The organism is Enterococcus phoeniculicola ATCC BAA-412 (assembly GCF_000407505.1).
Lineage (GTDB): Bacteria > Bacillota > Bacilli > Lactobacillales > Enterococcaceae > Enterococcus_K > Enterococcus_K phoeniculicola.
This window is the reverse complement of record NZ_ASWE01000004.1, coordinates 397,245-412,349: the sequence shown is the minus strand read 5'-3', so window position 1 is coordinate 412,349 and position 15,105 is coordinate 397,245. Positions and strand designations below refer to the sequence as shown.

Sequence of the window (15,105 nt, the reverse complement as noted above, 5' to 3'; positions counted from 1 at the left end):
ATTTAAAATGAACATAACTCTTCTCATCGATTAGCATTTCTAAATTGTCCAGGTGTCATCCCCACAATTGATTTGAATTTTCGAGTATAGTTTGAAACATCATAGTAGCCTACGCTAACAATAATATCCTTAATTGGTTTGTCCGTATCAATTAGTTCTTTTTTGATTTGCTCCAAACGCAGCTCTTGAATATATTTAGAAAATGTATGACCGCTTTCTTTTTTTATAAAACGGCTGATAAAAGAGATAGATACGTCAAACTCACTCGCTACCTGTTCTAATGAAATATCATGGGAAGTATACTCACGATTCAGATAGTCAAAGATTTCTTTATGCAACTTAGTTTCTTGGCTTTTTGGTTTTGCCTGAACAGCTAAACAGATTTTTTTACTCATATGAATTAACTCTAATTTTAACTCTGTAAGATTGCGAAATTCTACATTTACTTCTGTTATAAGAGAGGGGCCAATAATCTCGACGCCAATTCCAACAACGGAATTTAATAAATCAAATGTATAAAGTTTCAATTCTGTTGGATTTAACTGACTTTTAATGGCTTTAGTAATCATCAGTTCAATTGTTTCACTTGCAATTTCAAAATCCCCTTGAAGTAAACTCTGATTTAGCTTTAACTTTTCATCTTTTGGATACTCAAAACCATCTACCTCTTGTTTTTTAGAAATCTCCTCGTAGTAGTGGATATTCGTTCGTTTTTCAAATACCGTACTATATTCAAGTGCCGCAAGCCCCTCAATATAAGTTCGATTAATATTTTTTAACTCTTTTACCACACTGCCTATTCCTGTAGCTGGGGCAACACTATTCGCTGAAACAATCTTTTTTAGAATATCTGTCACAGCAGACTGTTGTGTCACTTTTTTGTCTAGACTGACAAATAGTGCAATGGCCTGTTCAGAAAGCATCTCTGAGCCATATGCCTGATAATTTTCTCCTGAAAGATCATCTAGAAAGCTCATTAAGAATTCCTGATTTTGAATACTCGTTTTAGAATTCACCATTTTTGTATCAATTAGCATAACGAAATAACCAGCATCAAATAGATGGATATTCACGGATTGCAGCAGCAATTGAATCTCCTCTAGCTGGTTGAATCTCCCCATTAACAAGCGCCGAATAACTTGTTCTCTCGCATAAGGTGTCTGACGCAATACTTCTTGATGGAGCTGTTCATTTTGCTTTAAAAAGTGGGTTACATGATATTCAAACTTATCAAAATCAGATAAATGGCTTGGTTCAACAATGGCATCTACTCGATTGTCAATCATCCGCTCAATTTTTCTAATCGGCTGATATTGTTTTCTTCCAATAATGAGAATAGCGCCAATCCCCGTTATCAACACGATAAATACAACAAGCAATACAAGCGCATTTGTCCGATTTAATTCTTTAAATATCTGACTTGTATTGGTAAAAGAGACATACTGAATCCCAAAATCGTTGTCCTTAAGACGATTCATACGAATCACACCATCTGACGTTTTAATCATTGAAGAGTTCATCGCCAATTGAATTTCTTTTGGTTCTTTAAAATAACTAGGAAGTTTTTCGCCGCTTGATGAGGCAAGCAAATGATTATTTTCACCCACCATATAGACTCTGCCTGTATCCTTGTCTACCGTTTTATCTAGTATCCCCTCTATGTCTGTCATTTTCATAGTATACATGACTAATCCGTAGGCACTTCCACTCGTTGAAGTAAGCGGAACTAAATACGTTAACAAGCCCAAAGCCTGATTACCGCTGGGAATAGTTTCTATACTGGGTACTTTGGTATCCAATAGTTTTTTCATTTGCTTCTTATCAATGTTATAGGATTGATACCTCACTTTTCCAAAAGTCTCTAAGTCAAGACTTCCTGCTGAGGAGTAAAATTTATTTGGTTCATCATAATAATAGATATACATTTCATCAATGATATTGCTAGTTATTTTGTAACGCTGCAGTTCCTTCATCATTTCCACAGAATAATAGGGATGTTTCGCCATCTTCTCCGTTGTTTTTGGATTTGCGCCAATTTCTTTTGTCAACATGTCTAGTTGACTCATGTTATTCGCTATAATAGAACGAACTTGCAAAAGGTAGTTCCTGCTAGATAAACGAATTTGGTCATTTAAACTGTCTATAGAGGTTTTATACCAAATAATAGAGATTAAAGAAAAAGGAACCAAAAATACTAACAAATAAGATAAAATATATCTTTGAAAATTCTTTTTCTTGAATTTGATTTTAGCTAGCAAAGGTTTCCTCATAACTTAGCAGCCTTTCTTTCCGCTCTTTTCATTGACTGTATGCCAAACCACACTATTGGGAATCCATACAGAGCAACTGAAGCAACAACGAGCAAAATCGGAAAGAATGCCATGAGAATGGTAGATAAATAGAGGCCAAAAATAATTGCGATCGTTTCTATTAAATTACAGAAAACCAAAAGTCCGCTACGCTGAATATACTGACGATACGTTAATTCATAACGACATAAAGAAGGAAAAATATATAGGCTTCCCCCCATAAAAAGGATGAATAAAAAAAGCAGAAAGTAGTGAAGAATAGGCAGTTGAATGTATGTAGCAGAAATTCTTAAATCTATCCATAAAAAGACAAGTGCTCCGCATACCGTATAACCAAGTTGATTGCCTATTTTAAAATATTGTTTATAATGTGTTGAAAATTTTTTCAGAGAAATAGACTCTTCTTCAATGATTTGCTGATATATCCCTTGGGAAACTGCTGCTATACTGGGAAATAATCCAAATAAAATCCCTCCGCGTAATACAAATAAGAAAAAAAATATCTGATACTTCATTGCCTGTATCACTATTTCTCCAATAACATAACTCCCTTTTATGATTCCTTTTAAGTCTCCCATTTTAATCCCCTCTTCCAATTAACCCCATTTCTATACAGTCATAAACTATAATGAAGAATGTTTAAAAATTAATTTTACTCAAACGAGTTCCAAAGTCGGTCGTTTCCAGTATTTTTTTCAACTAACTCAGCAACAAGAAGAGGTCGGGACAGAAGAAATTTATCAACAGCTAAGACACTCTGTCTATCGCTTTGAAGGCTTCCACTGCCCCAGCCACTCTTATTAGCTGCTTATTCTGATTCTGCCCATCGATCATATGCTGTTTGATAAACAGCCACATAATCTTTTACACCCATGCCTTCAAGTGTTTTCACATAATTATCCCAATTTGATAACGGCTCTACACCTGTAATAAATTTAGCTTCCATTTGTTCTACATACGTAGACATATCCGTTCCAGCATCACGAGTTTTCTCTGTCTCTTCTTTTGTCAAATACAATAATGGAAATGGAACTTGTGCATTTGGCGTAATTTTAGACTCGGTTTCTTTAGTGATAAAATCAGTAAAGCTTGTATTTGGAACATCATTTACAGACTTAAGAATAGTGGTTTCCGGTGTAGTTGGCAGTCCAATTGTCGGAACAGTGATACCAAAATTTGGCGTAACTTTTGATCTGCTTTTTTCTAAGTCATCCAAGTCCACTTTATCTGTAAATACACGAACCTTGTCCCCTTTATCATTTTTTGCCCATTCCCAAAAAGCACCCTCAGGCCCTTTGTTAAAGTAAAATGAGCCTTCTTCACTATAGAAGTAATCAACCCAACGAAGCATTGCTTCTGGGGAGGCACACTTATTTGTGATAGCAAACGTTCCACGTGATAATCGTGGACTTCCTGGAACAACCGCTGTCTTTGACACAGGAGAAGTTAATGGCTGCCACATAGGATCGCTCATAGCTTCTTCTTCTGTTTTTCCAGTAGTAAAGAATGAATACCAATCTGGGAACAAGCCAATTTGATTATTTTGTCCCTTGGCTTTCTTTTGTTCATCTGATTGGCTATAAACTTCTTGATCCAATAGCTTTTCAGAATATAATTTATTCATATATTTCAAGTATTCCTTATAGTTTTCAGTAATCGGTGTATATTCCACTTTTCCGTCTACCTCTTGAATACCTCGTTCCTTCATTCCAAATGCACCCATAATCCAAGGTCTAGTGCTGTCCATTTTGACATCAGTTAAGGGGATCTCATCTTTCTTACCATTTCCATTCGGATCTTCATCGCGGAAACGAACAAGTAAGTCATAAAATTCATCGGTTGTTTTCGGTAACTCTTTTATCCCAAGTTTTTCTAGCCAGTCCCCACGATACCATACAGGTCCTCTTGGCCAAATCGCTGTTGAATCACGTGAAATCATCGGTAAGGAATAAATATGTCCCTCTGGTGTTGTGATGGACTTTTTAATCTCCGGCTCTGCGTCCAATAATTTCTTTAAATTAGGCATATTTTCATCAATCATGTCCTCTAGTGCAACTAGAATCCCTTGATCACCATAATCCATCTCCATAGCAGGCGTTAAAGTCGCAGAGCTTGTTCCAATGATGACATCGGGCAGATCACCACTTGCAAATGCTAAATTTAATTTAGTCCCAAAATCATCCATTGGAGGCGTCGTAAAAGTAAAATCAATATTTGTTTTCTTTGCATAATCTTTAAAAAATGCCATGTCTTTCCATTCTATTTCTCCTACATGAGGCCCCATCATTGACATCGTCGTTTTTTCCTTAGTAATTGGAAATTCACCAACTGTTCCTAATTCTACATTTTTTTCATTCTTTTTATTCGTCTCCCCTCCCCCGCACGCTGAAAGTAATAACCCACACGTAATAAGGCCTACTAAAAATACTGATTTTTTTCTGAACTTCATTATTTTTCCCCTTTCCTATTTTTATAAATACGGGTTCCCCCGTTATTCCTATCCTTTAACTGAGCCAACCATCATTCCTTTTACAAAATATTTTTGTAAAAACGGATAAATAATAATAATTGGCAAAGTAGATACAATCATGACACCATATTTGATTACAGCAGATAATTGTTGACGACTAAACATTAATTCTGCCATTTCTCCTGTCATACTTCCATTCGTCGCATTTGAACTAAAATCCTGCAACACGAGTATTTCTCTTAGAACCATTTGAAGTGGATACATGGTTTTATCAGAAAGATAAATTAATGAGCTAAAGAAGCCATTCCAGTGCCCAACGCCATAAAACAAAGCCATAACTGCAATAATTGGCGTAGATAAAGGTAAAATGATTGTCCAAAACAGTTTAAAGTCTGAACAGCCGTCAATGATTGCAGCTTCTTCCATTTCTCTAGGGATGGTCGATTGAAAAAATGTTCTTGTAACCACAATGTTATAAACGGAAACTGCTCCCGGGATGACCAGTGCCCATACCGTGTTCAGCATACCCAAATTTTTAATTAGTAAATAACTCGGAATTAAACCTCCACTCACAAACATCGTGACCAACATAAAAGAGGTAAAAACCTTATGACCATAAAAGTCAGCTCTTGATAGAGCATAGGCTGCAGGTAATGTAACCAGTAAGTTAATACTTGTTCCCAGCACTGTATAATAAATTGTGTTTAAATAACCACGCCAAATACTGTTGTTTTCTAAAATGATTTTGTATCCTTCCAAAGTAACTCCTTTAGGAAACAGATACATTTTCCCCGAATTCACTGCTTGCGGATCACTAATCGATGCGCTTACTATATAGATTAGTGGATATAAGACAATCAATACAGATAAAATAACAAAAATGTAAGTAAATATCATAAATAGTCTATCTGTTTTTGTGTCTTTTACTAGTCGATTATTCATATTTTCCTCCTTAGAATAAAGTTGATTCGCCCAATTTTGAAGCCACTCTGTTTACTGCAATAAGCAAAATTGCATTAATCACAGAATTAAAGACCCCAACTGCCGCAGCATAGCTATATTGTGCTTCTAACAGCCCTTGCTGATAGACGAATGTTGCAATCACATTTGATGATTGCATATTTAGAGGATTTTGCATGAGCAGAATCTTTTCATAACCTAAGTTCATAATTGAACCAACATTCATAATCAATAAAATGACCATCGTTGGTCGAATGGTTGGCAAGTTAATGTGCCAGATTCTCTGGAGTCTGCTTGCCCCATCAACAATCGCTGCTTCGTGTAGTTGCGTATCTACCCCAGCAAGTGCCGCTAAGTAAATGACAGACGCCCAACCAGTCCCTTGCCAAACACCTGATAAGACGTAGACAGTTTTAAACCATCTTGGATTTTCCATAAATGAAATTGAATCTATACCAAAAAAATTCAATGCATTATTGATAATTCCTGTAGAAGGATTTAAAAAAGCAATAATCATCCCCACCATGACAACAGTCGAAATAAAATTGGGTGCATAGGTGATTGTCTGTGAAAATTTTTTCCATGGTCCATCTTTTACTTCATTCAGCGCTAAAGCAAGAATGATTGGCAATGGAAATCCAACAATCAAGGAATAAACACTTATTCCTAATGTATTCTTTAATAAATCCCAAAAATAATAAGAATCAAAAAATCTCTGAAAATGTTTTAATCCAACCCATGGACTGTCCCATACACCTAAGCTAGGAACAAAATCTTTGAATGCAATCAATACACCATACATTGGAATATATGAAAAAATAAAAATGACCAAAAAAGCTGGAAGGATAAATAAGTATAGTTGTCGGCTTCTAATAAACTTCTTCTTTCTACTTTCTTTTCCTCTTATCGCTTTTGGCTTGTTCGATACAAGCTCCATGACTCCTCCTCCATTCTTGTTAACGCTTCCATTTTATAAATTATCTAAATGGTACTCAATATGTAGTTTTGTTCACCAAGAAAATCCAGCTATAGTAAGAGTTACGGGTACGTTTGTGTGACAAAAAAGACGTTTCTCTTTCCCAGCACTATGTAAAATTTTCTTTCACTATGTGAATTTGCGCTCTGCGTAGATTGTTCTCTCTACAATTTTTATAATGGAAGAAAGAACTAGAGAGGAGAAAAAAATGAAAACGCTATTTTTTTATGGGGACATCCAACCAGTACAAGAAGGGCTTATTCTTTTGCAGAAAAAATTATCATTTACCATTGAATCTTCTGGAGAATCCATCAAACTCATTCAACAAGAAGGAAATTTACACGTAATACGTAGAGAAAAAAAGATTCAGATACTCTACTCAGAACCTGCACATTTGTTTAGAATGCTCACTCGATTATTAAATGACTGGGAGAACCTTTCAGATTATGAAGAAGTCCCTCATTTCAAAAAGATTGGTCCTATGTTAGATCTTTCTAGAAATGCCGTCTACAGTATTGATAAAATAAAACAAATTCTTTTAACATGCAGTACCTTGGGTTTAAACCAACTGTTGCTTTATATGGAAGATACCTATCAAATTCCAGAATATCCCTATTTTGGTTATCTCAGGGGAGCTTACAGCTATCAAGAGTTAAAAGAAATAGATGATTTTGGCTATAACTTGGGAATTGAGGTAATTCCGGCAATTCAGGTACTCGGACATTTGAAAAATCCTCTGAAATGGAATTTCAGTCAAGAAATTCGTGATACAGAAGAAATACTATTAGTAAATGAAGAAAAAACGTATCAGTTTTTAGAAAAAGCAATCAAAGCCGCAACAAAACCCTTCAGGTCCTCACATATTCATATTGGGATGGACGAAGCACAGCAATTGGGATTAGGAAAGTCACTGGAAGCGCATGGTTTTCAAAATCGGTTCAAGCTGATGAATGATCATTTAACTAGAGTCATAGAGATAACGAATAAATTAAACTTAAAGCCAGAAATGTGGAGCGATATGTTTTTTAGACTCGGTTCAAAGACTGGCGATTATTATGATGAACACTCAATTATCACCGCTGAGGTTATTTCTGCGATGCCAGATGTCTCAATGGTTTATTGGGACTACTATCATCATGAGAAGGCACAGTATCTGCAGCTTCTGAAAAAACATCAAACACTAAAAAAGCCTATTCATTTTGCCGGAGGTATTTGGATTTGGAACGGGATTGCTCCAAACTACGGAAAGACGATTGCTACGACAAATGCTGGACTTTCTGCCTGCAAAGAGGCGAATATCCAATCTGTCTATGCAACCTTATGGGGAGATGACGGCGCAGAAACTCCTTTTGATACTGCTTTGTTAGGTCTACAGCTTTTTGCTGAACATCAATTCAATTGTTCTGTATCAATGGATTTGTTAAAGAAGCAATTTTCACTCTATCAAAATGAGTCAATGGAAAGCTTTCTTTTGTTAGACCAATTTGATCAAACACCTGGTGTTTCTGAGAACAATCCACATGCTTCTGCTGTAAGCAAGCTTATTTTCTATCAAGACCCTCTCATCGGTCTCTATGATCAAACAATTTCTCCATTTCATTTGCATAGACATTATGAACAATTGGCAAAAAAACTCGCACATTGTACAGTGACAAAAAATACAACAGATTTATTCACATTCTATTACTCACTTGCAAAATTATTAGCAAAAAAAGCTGTTTTTGGTCCCCGTTTGCGAGAGGCTTATCAAACAGATTCCAAAGAGTTACTTCCACTTTTAGAAAAAGAAGCTGTCTGTCTTATTGAATTAACTGATCATTTGCACAGTATTCATAAAAAAATCTGGTTTACATCTAACAAACCCTTTGGCTGGGAAATACTTGACATTCGCTATGGTGGATTAATATCAAGACTTAAAACAACTACTTGGCGTTTGAATCAATGGAAAGCTGGAGAACCTATTCCTGAATTAGCTGAAACAATTTTACCCTTCGACGGTCCTTACAAAATGCCGGAAGGAATCATTGGTCGAAACTTATATCAAGGAATTGTCAGTCCAAGTAAGTTATCCGATGTTTAGTTATATAAGATAAGGATGTGTCGACTTATGAAAAAAATATATAAACTTCTAATTTGTTTGTTCTTATGTCTCTCTGTCATTTTTCTGATTTTAGGGTTTCCTACAAAGACCATTAAAACTCAAACACTAACTATCACTGGAAATATTTCAGATGAACAAGCAGCGAAAGAAACTTTGCTTACACTGGAAAAAAATATACAAGCGATTAATGACAAAGATATTGACGCTTATCTCTCCACGATTCCTACTTCCAATTGGAAAGAAACAAGAGTTGAAATGAATGAATTTTTTAAAGAATACGATATTAAAAATGAATTATTATCCTTTGAAATAAAGAAACAAGATAAGACACATATGCTGATACAGACACTACAAAAAACGATAAATTTAGGAAAAAACAACTACAAAAGTCATATCGCTGAAGCAAATCACACGTTTGTTAAGAAAGGCAATCGATGGCTGATACAAGAAACGGTGATTACTAATACAGAATTTATTTAAAGTCTGTCTGGATGATTAGCCAAATTTCTTATATACGACACAACTAGGACCAACATCCATGATGAATACCCCCCATAGATATTGGTCCTAGTTCTTTTTATTTAAGTGGTCTTCTCGACCCTTTTTTATTTTGTCGCAAGCACACCAGCTCCGATTAAGCTGGCATCACTTTGAAAATGTGCAAGACGGATTTGCGGAATGATTGCTCCTTTTTTATTTTCATTCACAATCTCCATGAGTTTGCGATTAATTGGTTCAAAAATCTTCTCTTCCTGTGTGATCTCACCACTTAAAATAATCCATTCTGGATCAAAGCTGTATTGAAAATTATATATAGCTAAAGCAATATAGTAAAATAGCTCCTCATAAAAACTGATTGCTTCTGTTTCCCCATCTTCTGCACGTTGAAAAATTTCTTTTGCAGTAAATTCTTGGTTTCTATCTTTGGAGTATCTTTTAGCCATTGCTACAGGAGAGCATAACTCATTTAAATCGCGTTTTCCATCAAGAAGTATTTTTCCAAAATCTCCTGCTCGCTGATGCATACCTGTATAATTATTTCCCTCATAATAGATAGCTCCTGATATTCCCTCATCTACTAAGAGAACCAGTGCGTTTACATGCTCATCTTTCATTCCTAATGAAATCTCTGCGGCTCCAGCACATCGTACACGACTTTCCACAAAGACCGGCAGTTCATACGTGCTTGTAAAAGTCTCACGAAAATCAATTTCTTCAAGATATTCTAAAGATTGAAGGCCTTCAATCTTGCCAGTTTCTTGATGAATCGTTCCAGGTAAACTAAAAGAAATGGCTGAGATATCATAGCTTTCTATATACGTCTTAATACAAGCATCTAATAATCGTTTCATCTTATCCCAAGTATCTGGAGAATCAAACTGTTCTTTTTCAATTAACTGCTTTGTAATCTGTGTGTAAATTGCCGTCTTTAGATAAGACTCTCCCAAATCAATTGTTAAACAAACCATCCTTTTTCCTCCAATCAAACGTCTAATTTTATTAAAAAGTAGACAGCCAACTGACTATTTAAATAATCATCTGTCTGCCTTCGTCTTTACAATGCTAAGCTTACATCAATAATTCTATCATATTATTCGTTGCGGAAAATAGTTTTTTTGAATTCTATTATTACCCTTTATTAACTACAGATAGCTCAATAATTCATTTTCTTAAAACTATTTTTCATCTATAATTCTCTCTATTATTTATAAAATGAAGATTATATGTAGAAAGAAACGCTAGAGCCAATCCTTCTAGCTGAGGAACTCCTCAACCATGAAGAACGGCTCTAGCCTTTTCAACCATTATTCAGATTATTTTATAGCATATCAAACAGAGAAAGCTGATTTTCATCTGGTAAGTCTTTTAACACACCATTTTCAGTCATGTACTCAATTAATGTTTTGGATACTTTTCCTCGAGTAGCTAAATCTTCTTTTGATAAAAATGGACCGTCTTTTCGTGCTTCAACAATTTGTTTTGCTACGTTGGCTCCTAAGCTTGGCACCGCTCTAAATGGTGCAATTAATCGGTTGCCGTCAATAACAAAATTCTCTGCATCTGATTTGTATAAATCAATCATGCCGAAGTTAAACCCACGTTCAATCATTTCATTTGCCAATTCAAGCACAGTTAAAAGATTTTTTTCCTTCGTTGATGCATCCATTCCTTTATCGGTAATTTCCTTCATCCGTTCTTTGACTGCTTCTTTTCCTTTAGACATCGCCACTAAATCAAAATCATCTGCACGAACAGAGAAATACGCACAATAATAGAGAATTGGAAAATAGACTTTAAAGTAAGCAACACGAAGCGCCATTAAAACATAGGCTGCCGCATGGGCCTTAGGAAACATGTATTTAATTTTTGAACAAGAATCAATGTACCAATCAGGCACATTATTTTCTTTCATTGCTGCAAGATACGTATCTCTCAAATCATCTGGAATTTTATTCCATTGTCCTTTACGAACGGTTTCCATAATTTTAAAAGCCATTCCACTATCAAGTCCTGCATGAATCAAATACACCATGATGTCATCCCGACAACCGATTACTTGAGCGAGGTTCGCTTCTCCACGTCGAATCAGTTCTTCTGCGTTACCCAACCAAACGTCGGTTCCGTGAGACAAACCTGATATCTGAAGAAGCTCAGCGAACGTTGATGGATGCGTTTCTTCCAGCATTCCACGAACAAACCGAGTCCCAAATTCTGGAATTCCTAATGTTCCTGTCTTAGAAAAAATCTGATCCTGCTCTACTCCTAATACTTCTGGTCCTGCAAAGATACGCATTACCTCGGGATCATCGGTTGGAATTGTTTTTGGTTCAATTCCTGATAAATCCTGTAGCATACGAATAACAGTAGGATCATCATGACCTAGAATATCCAGCTTCAAAATATTGTCATGAATCGAATGGAAATCAAAGTGAGTGGTTTTCCACTCTGAACTTTGATCGTCTGCCGGAAATTGAATAGGTGTAAAGTCATAGACATCCATATAATCAGGAATAACAATAATTCCTCCCGGATGCTGACCTGTCGTCCGTTTAACCCCAGTTGCTCCTTTGGCTAAACGATCAACCTCAGCTCCTCGAAAATGTAAATTATTATCTCGCTCATACCCCTTAACGAATCCATAAGCGGTCTTATCGGCAACTGTTCCTATTGTTCCCGCACGGAAAACATAATCCTCTCCAAACAGTACTTTTGTATAGTTATGAGCCTCCGCTTGATAGTCCCCAGAGAAGTTTAAATCGATATCGGGTACCTTATCTCCGTGGAACCCTAAGAATGTTTCAAAGGGAATATCATGCCCGTCTTTAAACAACCGTGCACCACAATTCGGACATTTTTTTTCCGGCATATCAAATCCTGAACCATAAGATCCATCTTCATAGAACTCAGAATATTTACATTCTGGACAATGATAATGAGGAGCAAGAGGATTGACCTCTGTGATTCCCGTCATGGTAGCGACAAAACTTGAACCAACAGATCCACGCGAACCTACCAAATAGCCATCCTCATTACTCTTATGAACCAATTTTTGAGAAATAAGATAGATAACAGAGAACCCATTTCCAATGATACTGTCCAATTCTTTTTTCAATCGTTTTTCAACGATGTCAGGTAATGGATCACCATAAAGTTCTTTCGCTCGATTATAGCTTAAATCAGTGATTTCTTGTTCAGATCCAGGAATTTTCGGTGTATATAAATCATCTTTCACTGGAATCACTTCTTCACACATATCTGCAATCTTGTTAGGGTTTGTAACCACTAACTCCATCGCCAATTCTTCTCCCATGAATTGAAACGCAGTAAGCATTTCATCTGTTGTGCGAAAATGAACAGCAGGCAAGCTGTGACGATTCAACGGATTGGCACCACCCATTGAATTAATAAGAATTTTACGATAAATGGCATCTTCTTCGTTCAAATAATGGACATTTCCAGTAGCCACAACAATCTTTCCTAGCTCTTTACCAATTTTCACAAGATTTTTCATGATGTCTTCCAAATCCTTTGTGTTTTTTACGAGTTCCTGCTCAATTAATGGAGCATATACTGCTTTTGGCATAATTTCAATATAATCATAGAACTTAGCTCTGTTTTTTGCTTCTTCTACCCCTTTTTGCATCATTGCCTCAAAGATTTCTCCCTTGTCACAAGCAGAGCCCACAAGCAATCCTTCTCTTAGCTTGATAAGCTGTGAACGAGGGATTCTCGGCACGCGCTCAAAATAATTCACATTGGACATAGAAATAAGCTTAAACAGATTTTTTAATCCTGCTTGTGTTTGGGCTAATATCGTTACATGAAAAGGACGTGCCCGCTTATAAGAGTCCCCTTCACCAATGTGCATATTTAGCTGATCGTGAAACAGCATTTCATGATTTTCCATCGCTTCTTTAACGAAAATCCAAGCTAAATGGCCCGTTGCTTCAGCATCATAAATGGCCCGGTGATGTTGTTCAAGACTCACGCCAAATTTTTTCGAAAGGACACCCAAGCCAAAACGTTTAAATTGAGGATACAGGTAACGAGCCAATTCCAGTGTATCAATCACAGGGTTTGGTGCTTCTGGAATCCCGTATTTTCCATAGCTCGTATTTAAGAAGCCCATATCAAATGAGGCATTATGGGCAACAAGAATATCATCACCAGTAAACTCAAGAAACATTCTTAGTACTTCTTCTTCTGATTTTGAACCTCGTACCATCTCATCGGTAATTCCTGTCAAATTGACCGTCGTATGTGATAATGGATGCCCGGGATCGATAAATTCATCGAAGGTAGCAATGACGTTTCCTTTATGCATCTTTACTGCAGCCAATTCAATAATCGTGTCATATACAGCCGATAGTCCTGTTGTTTCCACGTCAAATACAATATATGTTCCTTCGTTCAAAGAAACGTGCGCATCATTATACGCAATAGGAACTCCATCATCGACTACATTTGCTTCTACACCGTAAAGAATTTTTACGCCTGCTTTTTTCCCCGCACTATGCGCATCGGGAAAAGACTGAGCCCCGGCATGATCGGTAATGGCAATCGCTTTATGCCCCCATTTTCCTGCCTGTGCAACAAAATCGCCTATGTTGTTCGTCGCATCCATCGTACTCATATTACTATGCAAATGTAGCTCTACACGTTTTTGTCCTTCAGGTGCATAATCTTTTCTAGGAGCATGCTTCACTTCTAATAAATCCTGTGCATTCATCACCAAATCGCGCATAAACGTATCTTCTTGAACGCTTCCGCGTACCTTTAACCAGCTGCCTTTAGAGATTGCATCAAAAATCTGTTCATCTTTTTCTCCATTTGAAAATTTCTTAACAATGAATGATGAAGTATAGTCCGTAATTTTCACAATTAAAATTTTTCGTTTTGAACGAAGCTCACGTACTTCGGTATCAAATACATACCCTTCAATTGTCACACGGCGTTCTTCTTCCACAATATTTGCCATAGGGGTAATCGGCTCATCAGCGGGAATATTTCTTCCTAATTGAATAGGTCCTGACAGCGCAGGTGCCTGTTCTTTTTTCTCTTTTCTCAACTGCTCATGATTTGCTATATTCTCAGCAGCTTGCTGCATAAATGCTTGTTCTTGTTCTTGCTTTCGTTCTTCAAATTGCTTTAATACGATTTCTGCTTGCTTTTCATCCATCTCCGGTTCAATATGAAATTTGGAGAAACCAAATGATTGATATAGCTCTTCAATCAATGGAAAAGCCTGTTGTTTTAAATAAGGAATAACTGCTGCATTATCAACAGACAAAATAATTTTTCTATCCTTCATCACAGGGACTTGTGTTTTTAACACTTGTTGGGTTAAGGGCGTGTCACACTGATGATTCTGTAGCGCAACATTCCAATAGTCCTGTAAAATTCTTTCATCAAAGCTTGAATCTTCAGCAAGTATATTTATCTTTATTCCTGCAATATCTTTAAACGCTAGTTCGGTCTTTTGCGTAATCGCACGATAAAGTAATGCAGGTAAAATCGTTGGAAATTTCAGCGTGAATTCCCAAATTTTTGATTGGCGATGGACGATTACTTTCTCCAGCTCACCCTTTACTATCAAAGGACTGTTCCGTTCTTCTTCATTTAGTTGAATTTGTTCTACCAACTTTTCAAATAAGCCACGTTTTTCTGACAAGAAAAAAACCACCCTTTCTATTTCGACTTTCATCTACACAGTCTCATATCCTCACTAACTAAGTAGACTCTTTCAGCACTATTAAGTATACCGTTTTTTCTCTTAAGTTTCATTAAA

The 15,105-nt window shown here is 36.4% G+C and carries 9 protein-coding genes; 2 read left to right on the top strand and 7 right to left on the bottom strand.

Annotated elements, in window-relative coordinates:
- Positions 1–23 precede the first annotated feature (23 nt).
- From I589_RS15890 to I589_RS15870, 5 genes are all read right to left on the bottom strand, one after another.
- Positions 24–2,066 carry a helix-turn-helix domain-containing protein gene (locus I589_RS15890; RefSeq protein WP_162140358.1) on the bottom strand — a complete coding sequence of 681 codons (2,043 nt, stop codon included), beginning with the start codon at positions 2,064–2,066 and terminating at the stop codon, positions 24–26.
- A 200-nt stretch (positions 2,067–2,266) separates the two neighbouring features.
- Entirely contained in the window at positions 2,267–2,887 is a 621-nt protein-coding gene (locus I589_RS15885; RefSeq protein ID WP_010767326.1) for a YesL family protein, read from the bottom strand.
- A 230-nt stretch (positions 2,888–3,117) separates the two neighbouring features.
- Positions 3,118–4,758: an extracellular solute-binding protein gene (locus I589_RS15880; RefSeq protein WP_010767325.1), complete on the bottom strand. Its 1,641-nt coding sequence runs from the start codon at positions 4,756–4,758 to the stop codon at positions 3,118–3,120.
- 48 nt (positions 4,759–4,806) lie between these two features.
- Entirely contained in the window at positions 4,807–5,721 is a 915-nt protein-coding gene (locus I589_RS15875; protein WP_010767324.1) for a carbohydrate ABC transporter permease, read from the bottom strand.
- 10 nt (positions 5,722–5,731) lie between these two features.
- Positions 5,732–6,676: an ABC transporter permease gene (locus I589_RS15870; RefSeq protein ID WP_010767323.1), complete on the bottom strand. Its 945-nt coding sequence runs from the start codon at positions 6,674–6,676 to the stop codon at positions 5,732–5,734.
- 247 nt (positions 6,677–6,923) lie between these two features.
- Between I589_RS15870 and I589_RS15865 the strand changes: the two genes are divergently transcribed.
- Together I589_RS15865 and I589_RS15860 are read left to right on the top strand one after the other, a co-directional pair.
- Positions 6,924–8,795, top strand: coding sequence for a beta-N-acetylhexosaminidase (locus I589_RS15865; RefSeq protein ID WP_010767322.1), 1,872 nt, complete (start codon positions 6,924–6,926; stop codon positions 8,793–8,795).
- Positions 8,796–8,822: 27 nt separating this feature from the next.
- Positions 8,823–9,296, top strand: a complete 474-nt coding sequence (locus I589_RS15860) for a hypothetical protein (protein WP_010767321.1) — start codon at positions 8,823–8,825, stop codon at positions 9,294–9,296.
- A gap of 125 nt (positions 9,297–9,421) precedes the next feature.
- On the opposite strand, the gene I589_RS15855 is transcribed toward I589_RS15860, so the two are convergent.
- Positions 9,422–10,285 (bottom strand): ROK family protein, encoded by an 864-nt coding sequence (locus tag I589_RS15855; protein WP_010767320.1) that lies wholly within the window; start codon positions 10,283–10,285, stop codon positions 9,422–9,424.
- A gap of 350 nt (positions 10,286–10,635) precedes the next feature.
- Positions 10,636–14,988 carry a PolC-type DNA polymerase III gene (locus I589_RS15850; protein ID WP_034685512.1) on the bottom strand — a complete coding sequence of 1,451 codons (4,353 nt, stop codon included), beginning with the start codon at positions 14,986–14,988 and terminating at the stop codon, positions 10,636–10,638.
- Positions 14,989–15,105 lie beyond the last annotated feature (117 nt).